Below are 26187 nucleotides of genomic sequence, written 5' to 3' on the forward strand. Positions count from 1 at the left end.
CGGGCGCCCGGGGGGGCGGGGGCCCCCGGCCCGGGGGTGGTCACCGCGGGAGGGTCGTCGGGGCCGCGTGAGCCGCCGGACTCACGCGAGCCGCCGGGCTCACTTCAGGTGGAGCTGCTGACCCGGGTAGATGAGGTCGGCGTTCTCGACGACGTCCTTGTTCAGCTCGAAGAGCTTGGCCCAGCCGCCCTTGGTGCCGTGCGCCTGGGCGATCCTGGAGAGGGTGTCGCCGGCGACGACCTTGTACTCGCCGTCACCCTTCTTGACCGTCTTGCCGGTGGGCGTGGTGACGGTCTTCTTGGCGGCGGCCTTCGGGGCCTGGCGCTGCTCGCTGCGGGTGGTCGGCTGCTCGGCGCGACGCTCCTGCTGCTTCGGGGCGGCCTGCTGCTTGGGAGCGGCCTGCTGCTGGGGCTGCTGCGGGGCGGTCTCGGCGGCGCCGCCGTCGTACGACGCGCCCGAGAGGCCGACGCCGCAGCTCGGCCAGGCACCCTTGCCCTGGCCCGCGAGGACCTTCTCGGCGACGGCGATCTGCTGCGTCTTCGACGCCAGGTCGGCGCGGGAGGCGTAGGCGGTGCCACCGAACGCGGCCCAGGTGGAGTTGGTGAACTGCAGGCCGCCGTAGAAGCCGTTGCCGGTGTTGATGGACCAGTTGCCACCGGACTCGCACTGGGCGACGGTGTCCCACTCGGCGGCCGTGGCGGCCGAGGCGGTGCCCGCGGTCAGCAGCGGGGCGGCGACGGCGACACCGGTGACGCCGACGAGCGTGGCGACCTGGGTGGCCTTGGAGGGACGGCGGTGTTTGCCCTTGGCGGAAAACAGCATGGGGATTCTCCTCACCGACGCCTGTGAGGTGAGCTGTCGGGTTCGGGCCGGAAAGTTGCCCGGCCGCGTGTCCTTGCACGCGGCTTCACCCCAAGCCGGTCGTCGGCCGTCTGTCTCAACGGCCGGGCCCGGCACTTACCTTGGGTCCCCCACTCCTGCCTTCGGCGCTTGCGCGACGACTGTTCCCATCGGCCGACGGCAGGATTCGGCGTTTCGGTCGACGGGGCCCGCGGTGGCGAGCGGTGACGACCGTAGACACAGACCCACCGGAAGTTCAAAGAGGCCCATTGCGGAAAAATCGACCTTGCTTGCCCTCCGGTGGGCGGTGTTTGCGCAGGTGAGAGGTGACGGAAGCAAAGTTTGCGGACGTGACACGCCAGTTGGGACGAAGAGACCCATGTCTCACTTGCCCAGAACCGGACATAACCCCGCGAACTATCCAGCCGTCGTCGCCGAACCCGCCGTCAGGTCGAGGCTCTGACCAGGAAGGATGAGATCCGGATCGGTGCCCACCGTCTGCCGGTTGGCGTCATAGAGGGCGGTCCAGCCCCCGGGGAGTTCGTTCTCCTGCGCAATGCCGGACAGGCTGTCGCCCGGCCGCACGGTGTACTCGCCCGAAGTGCCCTGACTGTCCGTTGCGCCCGAATTCTTCGCGCCGTCAGCCACCGGCGTGGCGTCGATCTTGTCCGCGGACTCGCCCGTGGCGGCGTCCGCGCCCGAGGCGTGCCGACCCGATTCGGCCGAACTGTCCGGCTTGCCGGACTCCTCCGGGGCCGCGTCGCCCCGGTGCTTGCCGGTGCCGGGCGTGGCCGACGGCGCGTCACCCTCCGACGTCCCGGGCGAATCCGGCGTACCGGGCGTAACGGATGCGTCGGGGGTGGCCGGGGCGTCCGGGGTGACGGGCGCCGCCGGGGAGGCGGGGGTCACCGGGGAGGCGGAGGTCGCCGGGGCGGTCGGCGTGGCCGGAGTCACGGGGGCCGCGGGCGCGGCGGACCGCCCCGCCGTCGCCGTGGAGCCCTTGGGGGCGGCCTGGGCGTCCGGGGTGCGGTTGGACTCGGGCAGGGGGCCGCTGGGGGTCGTGGGGACGGCGGTCGGGCCCGGGTTCACTCCGGTGGCCTTGCCGTCGTTCTTCAGGCCGGCGATGGGCGCGCACGTGGCCCACTCGTCGCTGCCCTTGGCGAACGCCTTCTCGGCCACCGCGATCTGCTGGGCGCGGCTGGCGAGGTCGGCGCTGGGCGCGTAGGCGAGGCCGCCGTTGCGCTCCCAGCTGTCCTGGGTGAACTGGAGGCCGCCGTACATCCCGTTGCCGAAGTTGGCGCTCCACTGGCCGCCGGACTCGCACTCGGCGACCCGGTCCCAGGTGGGGGCGTCGGCTGCGGAGGCGGATCCGGTGGCGAGCAGGGGCAGCGCCATGGCGGATCCGGTCACACCGGCGGCGACGACGATGGCGGGGGCCTGACGGGGGCGACGGTGTCGTCCGTTCCCGGAACGCATAGGAGGGCCTTTCGCGTGACGGCTGAGACTGCCGGGAAACGTAGCGGTATTCGAACGTCCGTCACAAGTCGATCGCCCCGCGATCACGTGAAGATCACATTTCTGATGAACCGTCAGCACCCAAGAGGGGTACGGAAGGGGAGAACTCCACCGGAAGCGTGCGCAAACCGCGCATGATGAGCCCACCGCGCCAGCGCAGTTCGGCCGGATCGGCGGCAAGTCGCAGATCCGGCAGGCGCGTCAGGAGGGTCGCCAGCGCCGCCTGCCCCTCCAGCCGGGCGAGCGGCGCGCCCAGGCAGTAGTGGATGCCGTGCCCGTACCCGAGGTGCTGGTTGTCGCGCCGGGCGAGGTCGAGGACGTCCGGCCCGTCGAACCGCTCCGGGTCCCGGTCGGCGGCGGCGAGCACCACGAGCACCGGATCGCCCGCCGGGATCTCCTGCCCGCCGATGGTCAGCGCCCGCGTCGCGTACCGCCAGGTCGCCATCTCCACGGGCCCGTCGAAGCGCAGCAGCTCCTCGACGCCGGTCTCCAGGAGCCCGGTCTCCCCGGCGGCCAGCGAGGCCTGGAGCAGCGCGCGTTGTTCGGGGTGCCGAAGCAGGGCGTAAAGACCGTTTCCCACCAGATTGACGGTCGTCTCGAAGCCGGCGAACAGCAGGATGAAGGCCATGGCGGCGGCCTCGTTCTCGGTGAGGTGCTCACCGTGGTCGGAGGCCTTGATGAGCCCCGAGATCAGGTCGTCCCCCGGCTCTCCGCGCTTGCGGTGGATCAGCTCGGCCAGATAGCCGCGCATCTTCTTCACCGACCGGGCGACCCCGCCGCGCGGCCCGCCGCCGTGCCGGATCATCATCCCGGCCCAGTCCCGGAAGTCGTCCTGGTCCTCCGGCGGCACGCCGAGCAGGTCGCAGATCGCGTAGATCGGCAGCGGGAAGGCGAACTCGTGGATGAGGTCGGCGCTCCCCCGCTCCACGAAGGAGTCGATGAGCCGGTCCGTCAGCTCCTGCACGCGCGGCGCGAACTCGGCGACCCTGCGCGGGGTGAAGGCCTTCGACACGAGCCGCCGCAGCCGGGTGTGGTCCGGCGGGTCGATGTTGAGCAGATGCGTCATCAGCTCGGCCTTGCGCTCCCCGGGGATGCCCGTCTTCCCCTTCGCGTGCGGGGACTCGTCGTGGTGCGCGGGGTTCTTGGAGAGCCGCTGGTCGGCGAGGGCCTGCCGGGCGTCCGCGTACCGGGTCACGAGCCAGGCCTCGACCCCGCTGGGCAGCGTCGTCCGGTGCACGGGCGCGTGCTCCCGCAGCCAGGCGTAGGCGGGGTACGGGTCGCTCGCGAACTCCCAGGTGAAGAGCGTGGGGACGGGCTGGGGGGTGGGGGCGGTGCTCACGCCACGACCGTACAGGGCGACTCCCGAGGAGCAATCACGGAGAAGATGTGATCAAACGGTGTGCCCCGTGCCCTAGATTCGTGCCGGTGGATCCCCAGCTGCTCAGAAGCACGTTCGCGGTCGTCGAGAGACGCGCCGAGCACGCCGTCACGTTCTTCTACTCGCACCTCTTCTGGAACAACCCGGGTGTGCGCGAGCTGTTCCCCGGGGACATGCTGCCCCAGCGGGACCGTCTCTTCGCCGCGCTCACCCATGTGGTGGCCCACCTGGAGGACCCCGGGCTCCCGGAGTACCTGGGGCGGCTGGGGCGCGACCACCGCAAGTTCCTCGCCTCCCCCGCGCTGTACGCGGCGGTCGGGCAGAGCCTGCTCGCCGCCTTCGCGCACGCCGCCGGTCCGGCGTGGACGATCGACGCGGAGAAGGCCTGGTCCGAGGCGTACGGTCTGGTCTCCGACCTGATGCTGGCGGGCGCCGACGAGGCCGTCCGGGCCGGGGAGCCCGCCTGGTGGGACGCCGACGTCGTCCGGCACGAGCGGCACGGCGCCGACCTGGCCGTCCTCACCCTCCGCCCCCGGCAGCCCCTCCCGTACCTCCCCGGCCAGTACGTCAGCGTCAGCTCGCTGCGGGTGCCGCGCGTCTGGCGCACCTACTCCCTCGCGGACGCGCCCCGCGCGGACGGCACCGTGGAGCTGCACGTGAGCCGGATCGCGGGCGGCGCGATGTCCACGGCACTGGTCGAGGAGACGGGTCCGGGCGAGGTGCTGCGGCTCAGCGCCCCCGGCGGCGGGCTCACCGCGCGGACGCCGCCGGGTGGACTGCGCACCTATATATGCGGTGGTACGGGCTGGGCCCCCGTGCGGGCGCTGCTCGCGGAGGCCGCCGAGGCCGAACCGGACATGGAGGGACGGCTGTTCGTGGTGGCCCGCGCCAAGGAGTACCTGTACGGGCGGGAGGACGCCGAGCGCCTGAAGGAGCGCCTCCCCGGACTGAACGTCACCTACATCACGGCCGCGCCCCGGCAGCGCAGGGACCGGGCGACCGAGCGGCTGCTCCAGGCCCTGCGGGCCTGCGTCCACTGGTCCGCGCACGACGTGTACCTCGCCGGGCCGCCGGCCTTCGTGACGGAGGTCGCCGAGGTCCTGGAGGAGCTGGGCACCGACGCGGCCCGGATCCACCACGACACCCTGCCGTCCGTGGGCCGCTTCAGCACCCGCCCGAACACCGCCGCCGAACGCCTCCTGGGCCCGCCGGCCCCGCTCTGGCACGACCCGGAGGCCCGCGCGCCGCGCGAGCGGTGACCCCGGCGGGGCGTCAGCGCCGGGCGCGCCGCCACCGCGCGACGATCCGTACCAGCTCCGCGACGCCCGCGATCAGGAGCAGTGCGGCGAGGATCCGCATCCAGACCGCGCTGTCGTCGCTCAGCGTCTTCCAGCCGAAGTACAGGACCATCAGGGCGATCAGCCACGGGGGCGCCTCGTCGGAGGACCTCTTCCGCGCCTTCTGCTCGCGCGCCCCCGTCGCGGCTCCGCCCGGTGCGGCCGGGTCCGGGACGGCCCGGGCCGGGACGGCCTGGTCCGGGACGCTCCCCGGCGCGGTCGAGTCCGGCTCGCTCATGGCCGCCGTGCCGCTCACGTCAGGCCCTCCGCCGACCGGATCGCGTCCCGGTACGCCCTGGCCGCCGCCCGCAGCGCCGCCTCCGGGTCCACGCCGGAGGCCTCCGCGCGGGCCGCGAGCGCGAGCAGTTCGTATCCGATGCCCTCGCCCGCCGGGAGCTTCGCGTCGAGGCCCGCCGCACGGACCCGTCCCGCGAGCTTCGCGGCGAGGGCGAGGCCGGGCTGCCCGAGCGGCACCCCGTCCGTCACGGACTCCCGCCGCTTCTCCACGGCCTTGGTGCGCTGCCAGTGCGCGTTGACGTCCTCGGGCGTCTCGGCGGTCGCGTCCCCGAAGACGTGCGGGTGCCGGTGGATCAGCTTCTCGGCGAGCGTCCCGGCGACGTCGTCCACGGAGAAGGGCTCCTCCGGGTCCTCCTCGGCGATCCGGGCGTGGAAGAGGACCTGGAGCAGGACGTCCCCGAGCTCCTCGCGGAGCTCCCGCCGGTCGCCCTCCTCGATCGCCTCGACGAGTTCGTACGCCTCCTCGATGGCGTACTTGGCGAGCCCCCGGTGCGTCTGCACCGAGGTCCAGGGGCACTCGCGGCGGACCCGGTCCATGATCTGCACGAGGTCGAGGAGGCGGGCGCCGGGCAGGTCGTACGAGCCGGGCAGCAGCTCCAGGTCGGGCATGGACACGCGGCCGGAGCCGGCCAGCCGGGCGAGGCCGTCGGTCAGGGCCCGGTCGCCCTCGCCGGAGGGCAGCAGCAGGACCGTGCGGCCCCCGGCGCAGGCCCCGACGAGCTCCTCGGCGGTGGGCCGGCCGTGCTCGACGGCGACGCCGGCCTCCCGCAGGTACGGCAGCTGGGGGTGGTCCTCGTCGGGGCAGAGCACCCGGTCGGCCCCGTGCAGCGCCTGCCAGGCGGGCCAGGACAGCAGTCCGGGCGCCACGCGGTGGCTGGCGGTGAGCAGGACGATGCGGCCGGGGCTCTCAGATGTCACCCCTCGAACTTACCCGGACTCACGCGCCCGAGGGGACGGCGGCCGGGTCCTGGCTGATCTGGCGGAGCCAGGGGCTGCCGTCGTAGCCGGTGTCGAGCCGGACCTGGGCGTCGTCCCAGCGGCCGTAGCGCGGGTTCACGTCGACGCCGAGGTCCTTGGAGGCGGCGGAGAAGACGTCCGTCAGCTTCTTCTGGCCCGCCGCGTCGTCGGAGACGCCGAGCTTCTCGGCGATCTTGTTCATGAGGACGTTGCGGCGGACGAAGTCGTCGATCTGGTCGGGCGCCACGCCCTGCTCCTGCAGGAGGACGGCCTTGAGCTGGTCCTCGCCGCCGGCCTGCTGGACGAAGGCGGCCCTGGTCTGCTGGAGCTCGGCGCGGGTGGCTTCGACGCCGTTGTCCCGGGCGACCTTGTCGACGACCCGGTCGAAGATCATGACGTTGAGCTTGCGGCGGCCGAGGTCGCCGGTGGCCGCGACGAGCTGGGCGGACTGCGGCGAGGCCGCCTGCGCCGACCGCACGTCCGCGACCTGTGCCTGGAGGCTGGAGACCTCGATCCGTTCGCCGCCGACGACGGCCGCCGCTCCTGGGTGGGCGTCACTGCCGCAGGCGGTGAGCAGGGGGGCCGCGGCGAGGAGCGCGGCGGACACGGTGAGCGCAGTGCGGCGGTGCAAAGGAGCCTCCCGGGCTGGTCGTGCGTCAGTTGAACGACCTTGCGGTGATCGATGGTAGGGAGTCGCCGGGGCCGGAGCCACTACTTCGGAGCGACTGTTTCCCACAACGACTCACCCGTCGCCGGGGTGTCGGCCCGCACCAGGCCCTCCTCTGGACGCGTGTTCGTCTCCTTGAGCAGGTAGTGCGGGCGTCGCTTCACCTCGTAGTAGATGCGTCCGACGTACTCGCCGATCAGGCCGGCCATCACCATCTGCACGCCCGCGAGGGCGGTGACGGCGACGAGGAGGGTGACGTAGCCGGGGGTGTCGACGCCGTTGGCCAGGGCGTCGCCGACGATCCAGGCCGCGTACCCGAGGGCGACGACGGTGAGGAGGAGGCCGAGGTGGACGGCGGCCCGCAGGGGCTTGTTGTTGAAGGAGAGGAGCCCGTCGAGGCCGTAGTTGAGGAGCTTGCCGAAGGTCCACTTGGAGCGGCCCTGCTCGCGGACGGCGTTCTCGTAGGAGAAGGTCGTGGTGCGGAAGCCGACCCAGGAGAAGAGCCCCTTGGAGAAGCGGTTGTACTCGCCGAGCCCGAGGACCGCGTCGACCGTGCGCCGCGACAGGAGGCGGAAGTCGCCGACGCCGTCGACGAGCTCGACGTCGACGAGCCGGTTGATCGCCCAGTAGTAGAGGCGGGCGGTGAGGGTACGGGTGACCCGGTCGCCCTCGCGGGTGCGGCGGGCGACGACCTGGTCGTACCCCTCTTCGTGCAGGGCGACCATGCGGTGCACGAGCTCCGGCGGGTGCTGGAGGTCGGCGTCCATGATCACCACCGCGTCGCCGGCGGCGTGCCGGAGCCCGGCGAGCATCGCGGCCTCCTTGCCGAAGTTGCGGCTGAAGGAGAGGTAGCGGACCCGGTCCGGGTCGCGTCCGGCGAGTTCCCGGAGGAGCGGGAGGGTCCCGTCCCGGCTTCCGTCGTCCACGTAGACGAGCTCGAAATCACCGTCGAGACGGGTGAGTTCGGCGGTCACATGGTCGTGGAAGCGGGCGAGGACGTCCTCCTCGTTGAAGCACGGGACGACGATCGAGAGCAGCACGCCGACCACGACAACGGAGCCCGGTGACCCCGCCGGTCCGGCGGGATGGCCTTCAGGCGACCATCGCGTGAACGGGCCCGCCGGACCCGCCGTCCCCCGTGCGTTCGCTGTCATATTCGATCCGTCATGCCGAAGACCACGCACGCTTCCACCGCACGCTCGTCCGTGCTCGCCGCCGTCCTGTCCGCCGTCGCCGTGTGCGGCGGGGACGCCGTCGCCCGGGTGTTCCCCTTCGGGCCGCGCCACCGGGCCGTCAACGACCTCGCCAACCAGTTCGTGCCGTTCCACGCGCACCTGTGGGACCTGCTGCGGGGCCGGGCGGACGGTGGGCTCCTCCTCGACTGGCAGGCCGGCTGGGGCACGAGCTTCCTTCCCGACTACGGCACCTACCTGTCGAGCCCCTTCGCCCCGCTCGTCGCGCTCGTCCCGCGCGGCGACATCGAGTACGCGGTGTACGCGGTCACCGTCCTGAAGACGGCCGTCGCCGCGGTCGCGATGACGTTCCTGCTCCGGCGCCTCGGACCGGCCGGCGTCTGGTGGTGGGCGTCGGTCCTGGGCGCCGCGTACGCGCTGTGCGGCTGGTCGCTCGCGGAGGGCACGTACAACCCGATGTGGCTGGACGGCCTCATCGCCTTCCCGCTGCTCTGCCTGGTCGGCGAGTGGGTGCGGGAGGGCCGGCGGCCGCTCCTGGGCCCCCTGGTGGTGGCGGTCTGCTGGTTCGCGAACTTCTACACGGCGTACATGGCGACCCTCGGCGCCGCCCTGGTGCTCCTGGTCCGCCTGGCGGTCACGGACTCCTTCCGCGTGCGCGTCCTGGGGCGGGCCGCGCTCACGACCGCGATCGGCGTCGGCCTCGCGGCCCCCGTCCTCGTCCCCGTCTTCCTCGGCTCCCGGCACGCCTACCCGGGCGTGGTCCGGGACTTCGCCCCGGCGGCCGGCACGGACGTGCTGGCCCGGCTGCTCCCGGTGACCTACAGCTTCGCGACCCCCGCGGCCTTCGTCTGCACGGCGGTGCCGCTGCTCGCGGGGGCGCTGCTCTTCCGCCGGGACGCGCCGGGGCGGGAGCGGTGGCTGTGGGGCGGGCTGTGCGCCGCGGTCGCGGTGTCGATGCAGTGGGGCCCGACGCATCTGGTCTGGCACGTCTTCGCGACCCCGAACGGCAGCCCGTACCGCCAGACCTTCGTCCTGTCCGGCGTCCTCGTCCTCGCCGCCTGGACGGGCCTCGCGCACGGCCTCCCGGACCGGCGCTCGCTCCTCGGCGGTGCGGCGGTCGTCGTCGCCCTCGCGGCCGGGGCCCTGCCGAGCCCCCTCCTCACCCGGTGGGCGCTGCTCCTCGCGGTCGCCGGCCTCGCGGCGGTGACGGGCGCGCTGCTGCTGCCCCGCCGGGGCCGGTACGGGCTCCTCGCCGCGCTCCTCGTCACCGGCACCCTGCTGGGGCAGGCGGCGGCGACGACGGCGTACGCGGACCGGGAGCGGCTCGCCCGGCTCGACGACTACCCGCCGTGGGGCGCGGAGCACGAGCGGCGGGCGGCGGCCCTGGCGGCGGCCGACGGCTGGCCCGCCTACCGCACGGACGCCGGGCTGCCGCGGGTCGCGGGCAACGATCCGCTGCTCCTGGGCGGCCAGGGCGCCGCGTACTACAGCAGCCACACCCCCGCGGTCCTGACGGAGACCCTGGCGGCGCTGGGCGGCGGCTGGACCTCGCGCGGCCGGAACCTGCTGAGCCTGGACAACCCGGTGACGGACGCCCTCTTCGGGGTCGGGGCGCGGTGGCGGGACGGCGAGGTGGTCCGTACGGACGTCCGCCTCCCCCTGGTGACGGTACGGCCGCCGGGCCCGCCGCCGGTCTACGGCCGGTCGCCCTTCCGCAACCAGGAACTCCTGCTGGGCGCCCGGGTCTACGAGTCCCCCCGGGCGGGTGCGTGCCCGGTCGGTACGGAGGTGTTCCTCTGGGCCCCGGACACCACGGGCACGGCCCGCCTCGGCGACCGCGAGACCCGTCTTCTGGGCGGCACCCCGAAGCGCCGCGCGGCCCTGACCTCGCTGGGCTTCCAGCGGGTGCCCGGCCTGAGGCCGGAGCTCCCGGGGCCCGGCGAACTCGGCTGCCTGGACCACGACCGCCTCCGCACGGCGGTGGCGGCGCTCCGGGCCCGGGCGGCGACGTCGGTCCGGGTCACCCCCGACGGCATCCGGGCCACGCTCCCGCCGGGCGCCACGGGCACGGCGGTCGTGGCGGCCCCGCACATCGCGGGCTGGCACTGCGCGGGCGCCGCCCCCGTCCCGTACGGCGGCCTCCTCGCCGTCCCGGCCCACGGCGACCTCTCCTGCACCTTCCGCCCCCCGGGCCTGCGAGCCGGCCTGGCGGCGGGCGCGGCGGCGGCCCTGTGCCTGCTCGCCGTGACGGCGGCCGGCCGCCGGGCACTCAGGACCGCACGACCGCCTCGTCCCGGAGCTCCGGCGCGCACGGCCTGAACTCCCAGCGGATCTCGCCGTCCTGTTCCTCCTCCGTCGGCCGGAGGCCGGCGGCGTGGGCGACGGTGGCGGAGGCCTTGTGGTCGGGGTGGACGTGGGCGACGACCGTGCGGACGCCCCGCTCGGTGAGCAGGGCGACGAGCGCGGCGGCCGCCTCGCGGGCGATCCCCCGGCCCTGCCACTCCGTCCCGGTCACCCAGGCGACCTCCGCCGTCCGGCCGCCGTCGGTGACCGTCGCCTGCACGGTCCCGGCGAGCCGGCCGCCGGCGCGGACCCGCACCACCCAGTTGCACCAGACGACCGCCGGATCCGGCGACCCGGCGGCCAGCCGCTCGTACCGCGCCCGCAGCTCGGTCGCGGTGAGCGGGGCGCCGCCGATGAAGGCGTGCAGGGCGGGGTCGGCGAGGACCACGGCCATCTCGTCGGCGTGTGCGACGGCGAGGGGCTCCAGGTCGAGCCGCTCCGTCCGTACGGTCGTTTCCCGGTTCACGCGTCGAAGTCCCATATCCCTTGGCCGTTGTCGCCGTTCATTGTGGTCCCTCCCCCGTCCTCCCCGAAGCCTGCCGGACGGTTCCGAGCCTAGGAACGCGCCGCCCGCCCCGCTGTGCGCCCGGCGCGGGCCTCCTTGACGCTCAGCGCGCGGAACTCGGTGGGGCTGATTCCGTACGCCGCCCGGAAGGCGCGGCTGAAGACGGCCGGGCCGCTGAACCCCCGGCGCGCGGCGATGGCCTGCACGGGGTGCCCGAGGAGTTCGGGGCGGGCGAGGTCGTCGCGGCACCGTTCGAGCCGGCGGCGCCGGATCCGGGCCTGGACGGTCTCCCCCTCCCCGTACGCCTGGAACAGCTGGTGGAGGGTCCGTACCGAGATGTGGTGGCCGGCCGCCACGGCGGCCGGGGTGAGGTCGGGGTCGCCGAGGTGCGCGTCGACGAAGGTGTGGATCCGCTGGATCAGGGCCCGCGCCCGGGCCTCGGCGGGCAGCTGCTCCTCGGCGTCGAGGTTCTGGGCGAGGCAGGCGGCGACGAGGTCGACGACGACGGACCCGAGCCGCGGCAGGTCCTCGGGCGCGCACTGTCCGGCGTGGCCCTCCAGGGAGTCGAGGAAGGAGGCGAGGACCGCGCCGAGGCCGTGCCCGCCGGGGATGCGGCTGGCGAGCAGCCGGTCGATCCGCCGGGGCCGCAGGGGGAGTACGTCGCGCGGGAGCTGGAGCATGGTCAGCTGCACCGGCCCGGACGAGGTGGGCATGGCCGCGTCGGAGGGCCGCGACGTGTCCCAGAAGACCAGGTCGCCGACCCCGACGCTGCAGTCGTTGCGGTGCTGGGACAGGACGGTGGCGCCGCGCCGCATCAGCCCCAGCTGGTACTGCTCGGGGTCGCCGCGTCGGATCAGCGCGGGCGTACGGCGGGACCGCAGGGGCGAGAAGGAGAACCGCGCGACGCGGACGCTCCTGAGGTCCAGGACGGACGCGTCGGCCTGGAAGTCGGCGGGCCGCTCGACGCTGAGCGCGGTGGGCATCACCTCCCGCGTGATCACGTCCGCGAACCAGTCGAAACGTTCCCGCGCGGGCAACGCACCCGCCGACACCACCGACCACATCGCACGCCCCCTGTCGATCTTCCTCTCGGTGGCCAGAATGCAGCGGCGGGAACACGTTTGTCGCCGGGTTTCCGGATCGGCGTGGCGCGCCCGCGACCACTCCGATCCGCTCTTCGACTCCGCCTTTTCACTGGGGCGTCGACCGCTCCTCGGGGGCGGGAGCGGGAGCCGAGGCGGTCGACGAGGAGCTCCGGGGCGCCGGGCGGGACCGGGCCGGGCCGCACGCCGTCGCGGGCCGCACCGGCGACCCGGCCGCGCTGCGGGCCCTGCGGGAGCGGGCGCTCGGGAAGGCGGCGCGGAGCCGAGCCGCGGCGGTCACGGCGTGCCCAGGAAGCCCGGGTCCGTCCCGTCCAGACCCAGGGCCGTTTCCCGGCCGAACCCGAGCAGCTCCGCCAGGGGGACGACCGCGCGGCTGGTCCCGGCCAGGTCCTGGTGCGCCTCGACGGACCACAGGGGCGGGTAGAAGGAGAGCCCCTCCCCGCCGGTCAGCCCGGGGACCTCGTCGCGCCAGCCGGGCCAGCGCAGCCCCTCGTAGAACTCCTCGGTCCCCCCGGCGAGCAGCCACGACAGCCAGGCGCCGTATCCGGCGCCGATCGCGTCCCAGCGCAGCGAGTCGGGCGCGAAGTAGACCATCTCGCCGGGCCGGCCCGGCAGTCCGGTGTCCTCCTCCGTGCCGCCCTGGATCGCGAAGGCCCCGCCGAGCACGTCGTGCGCGACGACGAGCCCGGCGGCGGGCCGCCAGTCGTCGCCGGGCTCGTCGGGGTAGCCGTTGACCCGGGCGAGGCCGGGCAGCCGCCGGTCGTTGTGGGCGGCCGGGCTGCCGTAGACCCGCAGCCAGCCGTCGTCGACGAGCATCCCTCCGGCGTGCAGGACGAACGCCCCCAGGTACGAGCGGACGGTCACCTGCGTCGTCAGGAGCGTGGCCTCGGCACGCCCGGGGTCGGCCTCCAGCACCTCGACGGGCACCTTCGAGGCCCGCAGTTCCTCTTGGAGGCGCGGCCACGCCGGATCCTCGACCTCGGTCAGCTCGTCCAGTCCACGCAGTTCTCGCATCCGGGCATCGTCGCACGCGGTCCGCCGTTGATCGGCGGCCCTTCCGGAGGTATCTTGCATTACATGGTTCCTGGCGAAGCAAGATCCGAGGCGGCCGGAAAGGTCGCCAGCCAGCTGCGCAAGGGCGTACTGGAGTACTGCGTCCTCGCCCTGCTGCGCGACGGTCCGCGCTACGGCGTCGAGATCCTCGACGAGCTGGCCGCGGTGAGCGTCATGACCACCAGCCAGGGAACGATCTACCCCTTGCTGTCCCGGCTTCGCCGCGACGGACTCGTCGACACCGAGCTCCGCGAGTCGGCCACCGGACCCGCCCGCCGCTACTACACGCTCACCGCGCCCGGCAGGACCGCGCTCACCGAGTTCGCCGAGAGCTGGCCGCGCTTCCGCGACGGCGTCGACCACTTCCTGACCGCACCCCACGGAGGCTCCGCATGACCGGCACCGCACACCCCCTCGTGACCGACTACCTGGCCACGATCGAGCGCGAGGCGTCCTTCCTGCCCCCGGGGCGCCGCGAGGAACTCCTCGCCGACCTGCGCGAACACCTCGCGGTCGCGGTCGGCGACGAGGAGGACCCCCAGGCCGTCCGCACCGCCCTCGAACGGCTCGGCAGCCCCTCCGCCATCGTGGCCGCCGCCCGCGCGGAGGAGCCGGAGGCCCCGGCGGCGGCCGTCGCGGCTCCGCAGCCGCAGCCCCGGACGCGGACGATCGTCACGGCCGTCCTGCTCGGCGTCAGCAGCCTCGCGGTCTTCGCCGACCCTCTCATCGGCATGGCCGCGATCATCGCCGGCCTCGGCCTGCTGTGGACGTCCGACGCCTGGGACCGGGCCACCAAGGGCCTGGCCACCGCACTCACCCTCGCGCCCCTGGTCGTGATCGCGCTCAGCTTCTTCCTCCTCGCCGCCCGCCTCGGCATCGTGGAGCTCCTCGTCGTCCTCGCCCTGGGCGTCACCCTGCCGGCCACGGCGGCGGTGCGGCTGCTCCGCACCCAGCCGAAGACCGTCTGACCAGGGGCGGGAAGCGGGGCGGCCCCCGCCCCCCCGGTCAAGATCATTACGGGTGCAGAATGACCCGCATGACCCTGGCAAACGCACCTGAACCGGCCACGATCGACGACGCTCGGGCGGTCAGCCGCACCCTCGCCTCCGCCTTCGGCGACGATCCGATGATGCAGTGGTTCTTCCCCGACGAGGCCTCGCGCGAGGCGGATCTCGGCCGCTACTTCACGACCCTCTTCACCCGGCAGTACGGGCTCCACGGCGTCTGCGAGCGGACCGACGCGGCCGCCGCGTTCTGGGTGTCCCCCGAGGGCGCGGACAAGGCCGTCCCCGACGCGGAGACGGTCCAGGAGCTCGTGGAGATCCTCGGCGACCGCGCCCCGGTCTTCCGGGAGGCCGTCATGGCGGCCGCCGGGCACGGGCCGGCCGAACCCCACTGGTACCTCGCCGTCATAGGCGCCGACCCGGCCGCCCGGGGCCTGGGCCACGGCTCGGCCCTCCTCCGCTCCGGCCTCGCGAAGGCGGACGCGGCGGGGCTCCCGGTCTACCTGGAGTCCTCCAAGCCCGACAACCTGCCGGTCTACGAGCACTTCGGCTTCACGGTCCGCGGCGAGTTCGCCCTGCCGGGCGGCGGCCCGGTCCTGTGGGCGATGAAGCGCGACCCGCGGGACGTCTGACGCCCGCACGCGCGGCGGCCGCCGCCCCGTCAGGGGCGGGGGCCGCCGCGTACGCCGTCGGACGCTCAGTCGAGGCAGAACTCGTTGCCCTCGATGTCCTGCATGTTGATGCAGGACTCGTTCTCCCCGTCGGCGTACAGCGTCTTCAGGTGGGTCGCGCCGAGCGCGACCAGGCGGGCGCACTCGGCCTCCAGCACGGCGAGGCGCTCGTCGCCCACGAGACCCGTGCCGGCCCGTACGTCGAGGTGCACGCGGTTCTTCACGACCTTGCCCTCGGGGACGCGCTGGAAGAGCACGCGCGGTCCCTTGCCCGTGGGGTCGGAGCACGCGAAGTAGACCGGCCGCTCCCCGGGCGGCAGCGACCGGTGGTACGCCTCCCAGCTGTCGAAGCCCTCCGGGGTCGGCGGTGTGACGTACCCCAGCACCTCGCACCAGAAAGCCGCGAGGCGCGCGGGCTCCGCGCAGTCGAGGGTGACCTGGAATTCCTTGATCGCTGCCATCCGGCCACCGTAGCAACGGGGCCCGTGCCCCTCCTCCCCTTTTTACGGAGCGGCCTCAGGACGCCTTCACGGCGCGGCCTCAGGACGTCAGGATCACCAGGCGCTGGGTCGCACGGGTCATCGCCACGTAGCGGTCGACCGCGCCCTCGACGCCCTCGCCGAAGGTCTCCGGATCGACCAGGACCACCAGGTCGAACTCCAGGCCCTTCGAGAGGGACGGGGTGAGCGACCGGACGCGCGGGCGCTCCCGGAAGCCCGGGGCGCCGATGACGCACGCCACGCCCTCGGCGTTCTCCGCCAGCCAGCCGTCGAGGACCGCCTCCAGCTCCCCGGCACCGGCGTGCGTGACCGGGATGCCGTTGCCGCGGATCGACGTCGGCACGTTGGCGTCCGGCAGCGCGGCGCGGATGACCGGCTCCGCCTCCGTCATCACCTCTTCCGGCGTGCGGTAGTTGACGCTCAGGGACGTCATCTCGATCCGGTCGAAGCCGACCCGCTCCAGGCGCTCCCGCCACGTCTCGGTGAAGCCGTGCCGCGCCTGGGCGCGGTCACCGACGATGGTGAAGCTGCGGGACGGGCAGCGCAGCAGCAGCATCTGCCACTCCGCGTCCGTGAGTTCCTGCGCCTCGTCCACCACGATGTGCGCGAACGGCCCGTCCAGCGGCTCCCTTTCGGCGGTCGGCAGGGCGCTCTCGTCGACCAGGCTGTCCTGGAGGTCCTTGCCGTGCAGCATCGTGACCGCGCCCTCGCCGTCGGGGTCCGCCGCGATGATGCTGTCGATGACCCCGGCCATCCGCTCGCGCTCGGCGGCGACGGTGGCCTTGCGCCGCAGCTTGAGCCGGGCCGTCCCCGGGTCGCCGAGCCGCTGCCGGGCCGCGTCCAGGAGCGGCAGGTCCGAGACCGTCCACGCCTGGCCGTCGGCCCGCCGCAGCGCCCGCACCTCGTCGGGCGTCAGCCAGGGCGCGCACATCCTCAGGTACGCGGGGACCGTCCACAGGTCGCCGACGAGGTCGGCCGCCTCCAGCATCGGCCACGCCGCGTTCAGCGCCCCGGTCAGCTCCCGGTCCAGGCGCAGCGACTTGCGGAACTGCGCCTCCGGGACCTCCTCGCCGTCGTACTTGTCGAAGAGGACCGAGACCAGGTGCTCCCAGACGTGCTCGCGCGCCTCGTTGTGCGGGGTCCCCGGCTCCGCCGCGTCGAAGGCCTCCGCCCAGTCGGCGGCGGTCAGCCGGATGTCCGACCAGTGGGTCGAGACGGTCATCCCCTCGGTGGGCGGCTCCTCGTAGAACGCCACGGCCTTCTCGATCGCCCGCACCATGTCCGCCGAGGACTTCAGACGGGCCACCTCCGGGTCGGCCTCCGCCGGAGCCTTCGCGCCCTCGGCGACCAGGTCCCGGACGGTGCAGGTCCGCACGCCCTCCTCGCCCAGGCTCGGCAGGACGTCGGCGACGTAGTTCAGGTACGGCTGGTGCGGGCCGACGAACAGCACGCCGCCCCGGCGGTGCCCGAGCCTCGGGTCCGCGTAGAGGAGGTGCGCGGTGCGGTGGAGCGCGACGACCGTCTTTCCCGTACCGGGTCCGCCGTCGACGACCAGCGCGCCCCGCGAGCCCGCGCGGATGATCGCGTCCTGGTCGGACTGGATCGTCGCCAGCACGTCCCGCATCCGGGGCGAGCGGTTGCCGCCCAGGCTCGCGATGAACGCGGACTGGTCGTCGAGCGCGGCGTGCCCCTCCAGGCCCTCCGCGGTGAACACCTCGTCCCAGTAGTCGGTGATCCTGCCGCCGGACCAGCGGTAGCGGCGGCGGCTCGCCAGGCCCATCGGCGTCGCGTGCGTCGCCGCGAAGAAGGGCTCCGCCGCCGGGGAGCGCCAGTCGATGAGCAGCCGGCGGCCGGTGCTGTCGGTGAGGCCGAGACGTCCGACGTACACGGGCTCGGGGTCGTCCGCGCCGACCACCCGCCCCAGGCACAGGTCCAGGCCGAAGCGGCGCAGCGTCCGCAGCCGGCCGCTCAGCCGGTGGATCTCCGCGTCCCGGTCCATCGCCTCCCGGCCGACGCCGCCGGGTGCCTTCCGCTCGGCGTCCAGCCGCTCGGACAGTTCGGCGATCGTCTCGTCGAGACACCGGGCGATGTCCGCGAAGTGCTGCTCGTCCGCGGCGATGAGCGCCGGGGCGGCCTTGGGGGCGAGGTTGCCGGAGAGGTCGAACACGCCGGCAATAAGGGACGTCATGTGGTGGATTTCCCGCTTTCTGAGCTTCTGGCTTTCGAGGTGCGATTCTGCGCCACGGAGGGGGCCTTGCCGCAAGCCCCCCTGTGCGCTATATGTTGAAAGTGCGAGAGGTGTGTGTTCCCTCTCGCTTCTTCGTTTCCGGGGGTCGTCGGGGAGATTTTCCCGGACCCGGTTCGCAACCTCGGGCGGTGCCGCACGTCTGGTGGGTTGAAGGCACCCTTCAGCTGATGTTCCAGACCGTGTTTCCGACACCCCTCGGGAGACCCCATGTCCAGCCACGCCAGGCGGAGCCTCCGCCGCCGTCCCCGACTCCTGGGCGCCGTCGCCGGAGCCGCGCTGCTCCTCGGCGGCGGCTTCGCCGCGCAGGCCGCCGCCGACTCGGGCCCGAAGCCGGCCCCGGCCGCGCCGACCGCCCCCGACGCCGCGCCCGCCGCGCCGAAGCCCGCCGCGCCGAAGCCGGCCGCCGCCCCGGAGGTCGTGGCCGCGCCGAAGCCGGTGGCCCGGCCCGCCGCGCCCGAGGCCGGCGCGCCCCGCCCGGCACCCGCGCCCGCCGCGCCGAAGGTCGTCACCGCGCCGAAGCCGGTCCCCGCGCCCGCGTCGAAGCCGGGTGCCGCGCCGAAGCCGGTTCCCGCGCCCGCCGCGGTCAAGCCGGTCCCGGCGCCCGCCCCCGCGCCCGTGGGTGACGCGCCCCGGGTGATCGCGCCCGGCAAGTAGCCGCGCCGGGCGAGCGGGCGGGTCCGTCCCCCGGGCCCGCCCGCTCGCCCCCCGTACCCCACCCCGACCCCGACCCGACGGATCGAGGCCCATGCCGTACGCCCTCCCCCTGCCCCTGGCGCCGCCCCGGTGGTCGCGGCTGCTCGCGCGCGTGTCCCGCGCGGCCCGGGACGGGCGCGCTCCGGTACGGGAACGCCCTCTGCGCGTCGTCGGCAGCCCGTACGGCGACGACGGCCCCGCGCCCACCCTCACCGAGCTCTACCGGGCCCGGCGGCTCGACATGGTGCGGCTCGCGGTCTTCCTCGTGGACGACCTGCCGACCGCCGAGGACGTCGTGCAGGACGCGTTCGCCGCCGTGTGCCGCGCCTACGGGACCTCCCTGGACGGTCTCCAGGACCCGGGGGCGTACCTGCACACCGCCGTCGTCAACGCGGCCCGCTCCGTGCTGCGCCGGCGCCGCACCGCGCGCGCGTACACCCCGCCCCACCCGGGCTCCGGGGCCCCCGTCGACGAGGGGCTGCTCCTCGCCGAGGAGCACCGGCACGTGCTCGACGCCCTCGGGGAGCTGACGCGGCGGCAGCGCGAGGTGCTGGTGCTGCGGTACTGGTCGGAGCTGACGGAGGCGCAGATCGCGCAGACGCTCGGGCTCTCGCGCGGCACGGTGAAGTCCACCGCGAGCCGCGCCCTCGACGCCCTGGAGCGCAAGCTGGAGAAGAGAGCGGAGGCGGACCGATGACCTCGCCCGTGGAGGAGCGGCTGCGCGCCGCCCTGGCCGCCCGCGCCGGCCTCGTCAGCCACCGCGACCTGCGCCGCGCCGACCCTCCGCGGGGGCGCCGCTGGGGGACGCACCGGGTCCGCGCGGTGGTGTCCGTGGTGCTCGGGGCGGCCGCGGCGGTGGCCGCCGTGTGCGTCCTGACCCTGCTCCCGGACGGGCCGACGGGCCCGGACCCGGTGCTGCCCGCCCGTACCCCGGCCCCCACGGGCACGCCCCCGGTGCCGACACCGGTCCCGGCCCCGCCGGCCGCCCCGTCGGTGACGTCGCCCCGGCCGGTGGGGTCGCCGTAGGGAAGGGGGAAGGGCCGGAACCCGTCGGGTTCCGGCCCTTCTCGGTTGGCCGGGAGGTTACTTGGCGACCTTGTCGAGGCAGAGGACGAACTTGTCCGAGTCCAGCTGCTGCGCGAGCGCGAGCTCGCCCGCGTCGGCGCACTTCTCGACGTCGAAGGTGTTGTCGACGACCTTGACGACCTTGAAGAGGTCGGCCTTGCCGGAGGAGCAATCGGCGGTGTCGACCTTCGGGTCGTTGTCGGGGCCGGTGACCGTGACGCACTCGCCGGCCTTGGCGTGCACCGGCGCGTCGCCCGTGAGGTACGGGAGGCCGAGCTTCACCGCGAGGGCCACGACGATCGCCACGACGATGCCGCCGACCTTCTTGAGGAGGGCGCCGCCCTTCTTGGCGGGAGCGGCGGGCTGCTGCTGCTCGGGGGAGAAGGGAGCGGGAGGCGTCGTCATGGGGATTCCTTGGGAGACGCGGACATGATCAGACGCGAACGTTACATGCGCTAAAACGGGCAAAAAGGATCATGAAGATCCACTGGGTGATCAGTTGTCGAGTCGTGACCCTGTCGTCCCGTCAGGGTCACGATCGGTACACCGCCCGGTCCCCTCAGGGCCGCGGCCCCATCTGCCGCTGATGGTCCAGCGCGCGCCGCAGGTCCACCGGAAGCGGGTGGTAGGGCCCGTACGCGCGCTCCGCGTCGAACAGCAGCCGCTGGAGCTCGTCGCGCCCGGCCGCGTGCTCGCCCGCCGCCAGGAGCAGCAGCCCGATCCGCTGCCGGATGTCGAAGGCCCGGGCCAGGTCCCGCTCGTAGTACGGCAGGACCGCGCGGAACTCTCCGAGCGCGGCGCCCGTCTCCCCCAACTGCTCCAGGCACAGGGCCGCGTCGTAGCGGAACTGGAGGAACTGCGGGTCCGCCGGGCCCGCCTCCGCGCCCCGGTCCTCCGCGAGCCGGCGGAGCTCCGGCAGCGCGCGCCGGTACTGGCCGTCGTCCATCAGCGTCGACGCGTACTGCTTGCGCAGGATGCGGACGACCGGAGACCGCTCGCCGTGCTCGGCCGCGGCGGCGGGCAGGATCGAGCCGAGCAGGTCCACGGCCTGCGTGAGCGAGCCCTCCCCGAGCAGCCGCTTGACCTCGTCGACGGCCGCGGCCACGTCGGGACGCGCGGGCGGCGCCTCGTGCGCGTACACCCGGGGATCGGTACGGGGATCGGCCCCCCGCGCGGGCGGCACCGACGGGACCGGAGGCACGTGCGCGGCCTTCGCCGTCGCCCGGTCCGGCCAGGGCGCGTGCGGGCGCAGGAACGGACGCGTCGGGTTCATCGGCCCCGTCGGGGCCCCGCGCGCGGGGAGCAGCGGCAGGAGGTGCTCGTACGCCTCGTGCGCGCCGGACGGGCGGGCCTGCGGGTCCTTGGCGAGCAGCCGCAGGACCAGCGCTTCGAGCGCCTCGGGGATCTCCGGCCGCAGCTGCCGGAGCGGTGCGGGCGGCTCGTACAGGTGCCGGTGCAGCACGCCGAGCGCGGTGGATCCGGCGAACGGCACGTTCCCGCTGAGGAGTTCGTGGAGCAGGACCCCGAGCGCGTACAGATCGGTGGAGGGGCCGACGGCGCCGCCCATGGCCTGCTCCGGCGCCATGTACGCGGGGCTGCCGATGGGCGAACCGGTCTGGGTGAGCCGGGTGGTGTCCGTGTCCAGGACGGAGGCGACGCCCAGGTCGAGGACGGTCAGCGCCCCGTCGGGGCGGATCATCACGTTCCGCGGCTTGAGGTCGCGGTGCACGATCGGCACCGCGTGCACGGCGGCGAGCACCGCGCAGAGCTGCGCGGCCACGCAGACCGCCCACTCCCAGGGGTACGGGTCGTGCTCGGCCAGGTGGTCGGCGAGGTCCGCGCCCTCCACGTACTGCATGACGAGATAGAGGTCGTCGCCGTCGCTGCCCGCGTCGTGCACGGTCACCAGGCCAGGGTGGTCGACCTGCGCGGTCACCCGGCACTCGCGCACGAAGCGGCGGCGCAGCTCCTCGGCGGCGGTGGCGGGTCCGGTCATGGTGGCGGGCCGGAGCAGCTTCACCGCGACCCTGCGGTCGAGGCGTCCGTCGTAGGCCGTCCAGACCTGGCCCATCCCGCCCTGGCCGATGACGGTGGCGAGCTCGTAACGCCCGCCGATGACCCGCCCGTTCACCGGCCGCCTTCGCCTTCCCCGGTGTTCCCGGTGTCCTTCCTGAGCAGGTCGCTCAGCTCGTCGAGCTCGGCGCGGACCTGGTCGATCCGGGGCCCGGGCGTGACGGGCGGCGGGGTGACGGGCGGCGGGGTGACGGGGCGGGCGTACGGGTTCTGGTTCCCGAGCGCGCCCGGGACCGTGGCCGCGGAGGCGTGGTCGTGGCCCTGCGGGCGGTACGCGGGAGCCGCGCCGCCCCGGTCCAGGCGGCGGAGCTCCGTCACCAGGTAGTAGGCCATCGGGCCCGCCACCAGGAGCATCATGATGCCGACGGCGACGAAGGACTCCGCGGTGGTGGCCTCCTCGTCGCCGGTGACGCCCGCGTACGTGAAGAGGCCCGCCGCCACCGCGAACGTCACGCCGAACAGGACCCAGTCCCGCGCCCTGCGGGTGAGGACCGCGACGCGCAGCATCGGCGCCCAGGCCAGGAAGCCACAGCTGAGCAGCGCGAGAGCGCAGAAGAGGACGAGCAGCGCGACCCGGCCACCGGTGACGGGGCTCTTCGGCGGCTGCGGAACCTGCGGGGCCTGCGGAGGGCCGTACATCCTGCTGCTCCTGCTCGGACGGATCGGGTGCGGAGACGAGCGTATACACCGATACGGACAACGGTTCCGGGATACCCGGAACCGTTGTCGAACAGATCAGGAGCGGAACGCCTACGGAGCCACCGTGCCGTCCGCCAGACCGTCGTACAGGCCCTGGACCAGCTGGTCGCCGAGACGGGCGGCCAGGCGCAGCGACGCCTCGAACTCGGCCAGCGCCCGGAACCGCTCGCCGAACCGGCGCTGTTCGGCCAGGGGCAGGCGCGGCAGCTGGAGGCGGCGCACGTCGAGCCGGGTCGCGGTGGAGGCGTAGCTGCTGGCCTGGCGGGTGTTGGCGGTGGCCCGCAGGAATCCGGCCAGGAACCAGGGGTCGAGGGCCGCCGGATCGGGGCGGAGCAGCTGGAGGTTGCGGCCGAGCGCGGCGCCCTCGGCGGACGCGTCGACGACCCGCACGGCCGTGACGCCGCCGAGGACCGGGACGACGACGTCCCCCGCGGCGACGAGGACCGGCTCCTCGGGCGGGCCGTCGGGCAGCGAGCCGGAGGGCGGCTGGGCGGCGAGGACGTCGTGGTCGGTGAGGACGGCGACCGGGGCGGAGGCGGGGGCGGTGCCCGCGCCGCCCGCGCGCAGGGCCAGGGCTCCGGCGCGGGCGAGTTCGCCGACGGTGGTCGTGGGCCGGCCGGGCCGGGCGCCGGAGGCGGGGTCGGTGACCGGCGGCGGGGTCAGCTCACGGGTCCGGCGCAGCGTCTCGGTCAGCCGCTCGCGCACGCCGGCCAGCTGGACCGCGCCCTCGGCGGCTGCGGGCGGCGGGAGGTGCCGGGCGGGGGCGAGGTCGACGTCGTCGTCGAGGAGTTCGATGACCGGCACGGAGCGGCTCGCGCCGGGCGTCCCGGCGAGGGTCCCGTCCCGGTCGAAGGGCGTCCAGGCGTCCAGGACGGCGGAGTGGACGGCCGGCCAGTCGAGCCGGTCGCGGCCCTCCCGCCCGGGTCCCGACTGCTCGGACGCGGCGTCGACGAGGAGGAGTTCGGCGGCGGGGCGCCCGCTCTGTTCGGGGCGGCGCAGCACCCAGAGGTGGAGCGGGACGCCGTACGGCGGCGCGGCGCCGGCCGGCAGGGCGACGACCGCGCGGAGCGCGCCGCGGCGCAGCAGGTCGGCGCGGATGCGGCGGCCGGAGCGGCGGGACGCGGCGGCGGGCGGCATGAGGAGGACGGCGGTGCCGCCGGGGCGGAGGCGGGCCAGGGCGTGCTGGACCCAGGCGAGTTCGGACTCCGTGCGGGCCGGGAAGCCGTACTCCCAGCGCGGGTCGTAGGCCAGTTCGTCGTGGCCCCAGTTCCGCTCGTTGAACGGCGGGTGGCAGAGGACCGCGTCCGCGGCGAGCGTCGGGAAGGCGTCGGCGCGCAGGCTGTCGCCGGAGCGGACGCGGATGTCGGCGTCGGTGGCGAGCGCGAGCCGCAGGGCGGTGAGCGCGGCGAGGTCGGGGTCGGCGTCCTGGCCGCAGACGGCGCCGGGCCGCTCGACGGCGCTCAGCAGGCCGCCGGTGCCGGTGGCGGGGTCGAGGACGGTGAGCGGGACGCCGCCGCGCCCGGTCCTCGGGGCCGCGGCGAGCGCCGCCATGAGGGCGGCGGGGCCGGGCGGGGTGAGCGTGTACTGCCGGGGGTTGGCGTCGAGGTGCCGGCCGAGGAGGAACTCGAAGGCCGGGCGGACCCCGGTCTCGGCCGCGAGCTCGGCGGCCCCGCGCAGGAGCGGGACGGAGGCGGCGAGCGCGGGGGCGGTGGGGGTGCGGACCGCCCGCTCCGGGCCGAGCCGCTCGGTGAGCGTCTCCTCCAGGGCGACGGGCAGCACCTCGGCGAGCCGCTCGTCGGGCAGCTCGGCCAGCGCGGGCCAGGCAGCGGACCGGTCCCGTACGAGGAGGAGGGCGCAGCCCGCGTGGACGAGGGCGGTGACGGCGCCGGCGGGGTGGCCCGCGACCTGCTGCCAGACGCGCTCCTTGAGCGGGACCTCGGCGAGCTTGCCCTGGGCGCGCAGCCACCGCTCGACGTCCGCGAGGGCGAAGGACGGGCTGGACTCCGTCCCGCCGACGGGCTTGGGGAAGTCGGGGTGCCGGCGGCGCCAGTTGCTGACGGCGGCGCGGCCCACCCCGGCGAGCCGGGCGATCCCGGCGGCGGTCACCTCGGCGGTCCCGGCGGTGCCGCCGGCGGGGGCGGCCGTGTCCTCCGCCGGAGTGCCGGCGCTCTCCGGAGCGGCGCCCGCGCCGTCCGCCGCGCCACCCGCGTGCTCCGCACCCGCCTCTGCTGCGTTCTCCGGCACGTGACCCAACTCCCCTGGCTCGCCCTCTGGCTGTGACACCAATCCTAGCGACGAACACACACCGCACCACTTCACAGTGTGAGTCGACTCGTTTTCCGTGAACCGTGTTGACTCGGTTCACAGCCTCTGCTGTGATTGACCCATCGCACCAGACATCGTCTCCGTCCGGGAGGACACACCCATGTCGTACGACACCCAGGTCCCGCCTGCCGCCGCCCCGCAGGTCATGCGCAACGGCCTCGGCACCGCGGCCCTGATCCTCGGCATCATCGGCACGCTCTCCGGACTCGTCCCGCTCTTCTTCTGGCTGGCCGGCATCCTCGGCCTGATCGCCCTGATCCTGGGCCTCGTCGCCAAGGGCCGGGTGAAGCGCCGCGAGGCGAACAACAAGGGAGTGGCGGTCACGGGCGCGATCCTGGGCCTCGCGGCCCTGATCCTGTCGGTCGTCGGCGCGGTCATCACCTTCACGGCCGTCAAGGACGCGGTCGACGAGATCGACAAGACGATCAAGGACACGGCCCCGAAGGACCCGGCCGCCAAGAACCTCGCGGACGGCGACACCTCGGTCTACGACGACGACCTCAAGGTGACGGTCTCGGACCCGAAGGCCTACTCCCCGAGCGAGTTCGCGGTCGGTCACACCCAGGGCAACAAGGCCTACCAGGTGACCGTGGTCATCGAGAACGGCGGCAAGAAGAAGTTCGACGCCACGCTCGTCACCCTGACCGGCCGGGCCGGCAAGAACGGCGTCACGGCCGAGCAGATCTTCGACGAGAAGGTCGGCACGGGCTTCCAGGGCAGCGTCATGCCCGGCAAGAAGGCCACCGTCACCGTCGCCTTCGACACCCCGAAGGACGCCAAGAACCTGACCGTCGAGGTCAACCCGGGCTTCGACTACAACGCCTCCCAGTGGGAGCTGAAGGTCGGCTGACCCTGCCGCACCGAACGACCTCGTGGACGGGGCCCTTCGGGGCCCCACCGCTCGTACGCCCCCTCCCGGAGACACCACACATGCACCCCGCCCCGCGCCGCCGCCCCCGCCGGACCCTCGTCGCCACCGCCCTCCTGGGCGTCGCCTCCGCCCTCGCCGCCACCGCCTGCGGCCCCACCCCGGCCGACGCCGAGCCGGCCGGACCCTTCGGGGAACTGACCGGTTCGCAGATCGTCGACAAGGCCTTCGCCGCGACGCGGAGCGCGAAGTCCCTGACCGTCGACATCGACCTGAGGTCCCCCGACGAGCCGGTGAAGGGCTATCTCGCCCTCGACGACCGGGGGACGTGCGCGGGCACCCTGACCATGGACACGGCCGACACCGCCGAACTCGTCAAGGCCGACGACGAGAACGTCTACCTGCGCTTCGACGAGGCCTTCCTGCGCGAGCAGGTCAAGGACGAGAGCCCCGAGACGCAGGAGGCCACCCTCGACGCGCTCAGGGGCCGCTGGATGAAGTCGCCCGTCTCCGACCCCGACGCGAAGGACATGCTGGCGCTCTGCGACCTGAAGGTGCTGCTGGGCGACTTCGAGACGGGGGCGAGCGGCATCGTGAAGGGCGCCGAGACCACGGTCGGCGGGCAGCGGGCGCTCGCCCTGACGGAGCCGGGCGAGGGCGGCGCGAGCAGCACGGTCTACGTGGCCACGGAAGGCACTCCGTACGTGCTGAGGATCGTCACGAAGGGCGGCGAGGAGCCGGGGACGATCACCTTCTCGAAGTACGGCAGGCCGGTCGGGGCGAAGGTCCCGGCGGCGAAGGACGTCGTCGCCACCGACTGACCGCCGGGTGCGACAGGACACGCGTGAGGGGG

The 26187-nt window shown here is 74.3% G+C and carries 26 protein-coding genes and 1 riboswitch; of the genes, 10 read left to right on the top strand and 16 right to left on the bottom strand.

All coding sequences use genetic code 11. The features are described 5' to 3' along the window. Positions 1–99: 99 nt before the first annotated feature. The 3 genes from ACFV2S_RS29910 to ACFV2S_RS29920 form a co-directional block, all read right to left on the bottom strand. A complete protein-coding gene (locus tag ACFV2S_RS29910) occupies positions 100–822 on the bottom strand; it encodes a transglycosylase family protein (RefSeq protein WP_385565695.1) in 723 nt (240 codons plus the stop codon). A gap of 3 nt (positions 823–825) precedes the next feature. Then, positions 826–999: riboswitch (cyclic di-AMP (ydaO/yuaA leader) on the bottom strand. A gap of 258 nt (positions 1000–1257) precedes the next feature. Beyond that, the gene (locus ACFV2S_RS29915) at positions 1258–2316 is read right to left on the bottom strand and encodes a transglycosylase family protein (protein WP_385565699.1); all 1059 of its coding nucleotides are present in this window, start codon (positions 2314–2316) and stop codon (positions 1258–1260) included. A gap of 94 nt (positions 2317–2410) precedes the next feature. Further along, a complete protein-coding gene (locus ACFV2S_RS29920) occupies positions 2411–3694 on the bottom strand; it encodes a cytochrome P450 (protein WP_385565703.1) in 1284 nt (427 codons plus the stop codon). Between the two features lie 86 nt (positions 3695–3780). On the opposite strand from ACFV2S_RS29920, the gene ACFV2S_RS29925 reads away from it, so the two are divergent. After that, positions 3781–4992: a globin domain-containing protein gene (locus ACFV2S_RS29925; protein WP_385565708.1), complete on the top strand. Its 1212-nt coding sequence runs from the start codon at positions 3781–3783 to the stop codon at positions 4990–4992. A gap of 13 nt (positions 4993–5005) precedes the next feature. Here ACFV2S_RS29925 and ACFV2S_RS29930 read toward each other — a convergent pair whose 3' ends face one another. The 4 genes from ACFV2S_RS29930 to ACFV2S_RS29945 all read right to left on the bottom strand — a co-directional run bounded on the left by ACFV2S_RS29930 (position 5006) and on the right by ACFV2S_RS29945 (position 8031). Further along, entirely contained in the window at positions 5006–5326 is a 321-nt protein-coding gene (locus ACFV2S_RS29930) for a hypothetical protein (protein ID WP_385565711.1), read from the bottom strand. Continuing rightward, the gene (locus ACFV2S_RS29935; protein WP_385565714.1) at positions 5323–6285 is read right to left on the bottom strand and encodes a nucleoside triphosphate pyrophosphohydrolase; all 963 of its coding nucleotides are present in this window, start codon (positions 6283–6285) and stop codon (positions 5323–5325) included. The genes ACFV2S_RS29930 and ACFV2S_RS29935 overlap by 4 nt, the downstream gene beginning before the upstream one ends. A 19-nt stretch (positions 6286–6304) precedes the next feature. Further along, entirely contained in the window at positions 6305–6955 is a 651-nt protein-coding gene (locus ACFV2S_RS29940; RefSeq protein WP_385565719.1) for a SurA N-terminal domain-containing protein, read from the bottom strand. A gap of 80 nt (positions 6956–7035) precedes the next feature. Continuing rightward, positions 7036–8031, bottom strand: coding sequence for a glycosyltransferase family 2 protein (locus ACFV2S_RS29945; protein ID WP_385565723.1), 996 nt, complete (start codon positions 8029–8031; stop codon positions 7036–7038). A 126-nt stretch (positions 8032–8157) separates the two neighbouring features. Between ACFV2S_RS29945 and ACFV2S_RS29950 the strand changes: the two genes are divergently transcribed. Next, a complete protein-coding gene (locus ACFV2S_RS29950) occupies positions 8158–10503 on the top strand; it encodes a YfhO family protein (RefSeq protein WP_385565727.1) in 2346 nt (781 codons plus the stop codon). On the opposite strand, the gene ACFV2S_RS29955 is transcribed toward ACFV2S_RS29950, so the two are convergent. From ACFV2S_RS29955 to ACFV2S_RS29965, 3 genes are all read right to left on the bottom strand, one after another. Continuing rightward, entirely contained in the window at positions 10454–11008 is a 555-nt protein-coding gene (locus ACFV2S_RS29955) for a GNAT family N-acetyltransferase (protein WP_385565731.1), read from the bottom strand. The genes ACFV2S_RS29950 and ACFV2S_RS29955 overlap by 50 nt on opposite strands. A 74-nt stretch (positions 11009–11082) precedes the next feature. After that, a complete protein-coding gene (locus ACFV2S_RS29960) occupies positions 11083–12096 on the bottom strand; it encodes a helix-turn-helix domain-containing protein (protein ID WP_385565736.1) in 1014 nt (337 codons plus the stop codon). A gap of 315 nt (positions 12097–12411) precedes the next feature. Further along, positions 12412–13149 (bottom strand): DUF2625 domain-containing protein, encoded by a 738-nt coding sequence (locus tag ACFV2S_RS29965; RefSeq protein ID WP_385565740.1) that lies wholly within the window; start codon positions 13147–13149, stop codon positions 12412–12414. A 63-nt stretch (positions 13150–13212) separates the two neighbouring features. Here ACFV2S_RS29965 and ACFV2S_RS29970 point away from each other — a divergent pair, with 63 nt between their 5' ends. Genes ACFV2S_RS29970 through ACFV2S_RS29980 form a run of 3 tightly spaced genes read left to right on the top strand, consistent with a single transcriptional unit; the run spans position 13213 to position 14824 of the window. Continuing rightward, positions 13213–13584 carry a PadR family transcriptional regulator gene (locus ACFV2S_RS29970; RefSeq protein ID WP_093875740.1) on the top strand — a complete coding sequence of 124 codons (372 nt, stop codon included), beginning with the start codon at positions 13213–13215 and terminating at the stop codon, positions 13582–13584. After that, a complete protein-coding gene (locus ACFV2S_RS29975; protein ID WP_385565746.1) occupies positions 13581–14156 on the top strand; it encodes an HAAS signaling domain-containing protein in 576 nt (191 codons plus the stop codon). The genes ACFV2S_RS29970 and ACFV2S_RS29975 overlap by 4 nt, the downstream gene beginning before the upstream one ends. Positions 14157–14215: 59 nt before the next feature. Further along, positions 14216–14824, top strand: coding sequence for a GNAT family N-acetyltransferase (locus ACFV2S_RS29980; protein WP_385565750.1), 609 nt, complete (start codon positions 14216–14218; stop codon positions 14822–14824). Positions 14825–14889: 65 nt separating this feature from the next. On the opposite strand, the gene ACFV2S_RS29985 is transcribed toward ACFV2S_RS29980, so the two are convergent. Next, positions 14890–15324, bottom strand: a complete 435-nt coding sequence (locus ACFV2S_RS29985) for a VOC family protein (RefSeq protein ID WP_385565754.1) — start codon at positions 15322–15324, stop codon at positions 14890–14892. Positions 15325–15403: 79 nt separating this feature from the next. Further along, positions 15404–17551, bottom strand: a complete 2148-nt coding sequence (gene helR, locus ACFV2S_RS29990) for an RNA polymerase recycling motor ATPase HelR (RefSeq protein WP_385565758.1) — start codon at positions 17549–17551, stop codon at positions 15404–15406. A gap of 267 nt (positions 17552–17818) precedes the next feature. Between helR and ACFV2S_RS29995 the strand changes: the two genes are divergently transcribed. From ACFV2S_RS29995 to ACFV2S_RS30005, 3 genes are all read left to right on the top strand, one after another. Next, a complete protein-coding gene (locus tag ACFV2S_RS29995) occupies positions 17819–18265 on the top strand; it encodes a hypothetical protein (protein ID WP_385565762.1) in 447 nt (148 codons plus the stop codon). 91 nt (positions 18266–18356) lie between these two features. Then, positions 18357–19001, top strand: a complete 645-nt coding sequence (locus ACFV2S_RS30000; protein WP_385565766.1) for an RNA polymerase sigma factor — start codon at positions 18357–18359, stop codon at positions 18999–19001. Then, positions 18998–19330, top strand: a complete 333-nt coding sequence (locus tag ACFV2S_RS30005; RefSeq protein WP_385565771.1) for a hypothetical protein — start codon at positions 18998–19000, stop codon at positions 19328–19330. Before ACFV2S_RS30000 ends, ACFV2S_RS30005 begins: the two co-directional genes overlap by 4 nt. Before the next feature lie 57 nt (positions 19331–19387). Here ACFV2S_RS30005 and ACFV2S_RS30010 read toward each other — a convergent pair whose 3' ends face one another. From ACFV2S_RS30010 to ACFV2S_RS30025, 4 genes are all read right to left on the bottom strand, one after another. Beyond that, complete coding sequence (locus ACFV2S_RS30010; RefSeq protein ID WP_385565775.1) at positions 19388–19774, bottom strand: hypothetical protein; 387 nt, start codon at positions 19772–19774, stop codon at positions 19388–19390. A gap of 154 nt (positions 19775–19928) precedes the next feature. Beyond that, a complete protein-coding gene (locus ACFV2S_RS30015; RefSeq protein WP_385565779.1) occupies positions 19929–21500 on the bottom strand; it encodes a protein kinase in 1572 nt (523 codons plus the stop codon). Further along, the gene (locus tag ACFV2S_RS30020) at positions 21497–22081 is read right to left on the bottom strand and encodes a hypothetical protein (protein ID WP_385565783.1); all 585 of its coding nucleotides are present in this window, start codon (positions 22079–22081) and stop codon (positions 21497–21499) included. Before ACFV2S_RS30020 ends, ACFV2S_RS30015 begins: the two co-directional genes overlap by 4 nt. 111 nt (positions 22082–22192) lie before the next feature. Then, entirely contained in the window at positions 22193–24247 is a 2055-nt protein-coding gene (locus tag ACFV2S_RS30025) for an N-6 DNA methylase (protein ID WP_385565821.1), read from the bottom strand. A gap of 319 nt (positions 24248–24566) precedes the next feature. Here ACFV2S_RS30025 and ACFV2S_RS30030 point away from each other — a divergent pair, with 319 nt between their 5' ends. Together ACFV2S_RS30030 and ACFV2S_RS30035 are read left to right on the top strand one after the other, a co-directional pair. Further along, positions 24567–25316 carry a DUF4190 domain-containing protein gene (locus ACFV2S_RS30030; RefSeq protein ID WP_385565787.1) on the top strand — a complete coding sequence of 250 codons (750 nt, stop codon included), beginning with the start codon at positions 24567–24569 and terminating at the stop codon, positions 25314–25316. 80 nt (positions 25317–25396) lie between these two features. Beyond that, positions 25397–26155, top strand: coding sequence for a hypothetical protein (locus tag ACFV2S_RS30035; protein ID WP_385565791.1), 759 nt, complete (start codon positions 25397–25399; stop codon positions 26153–26155). The last annotated feature ends 32 nt before the right edge of the window (positions 26156–26187 follow it).

The sequence above is a fragment of the Streptomyces sp. NPDC059695 genome, assembly GCF_042733785.1.
GTDB lineage: Bacteria > Actinomycetota > Actinomycetes > Streptomycetales > Streptomycetaceae > Streptomyces.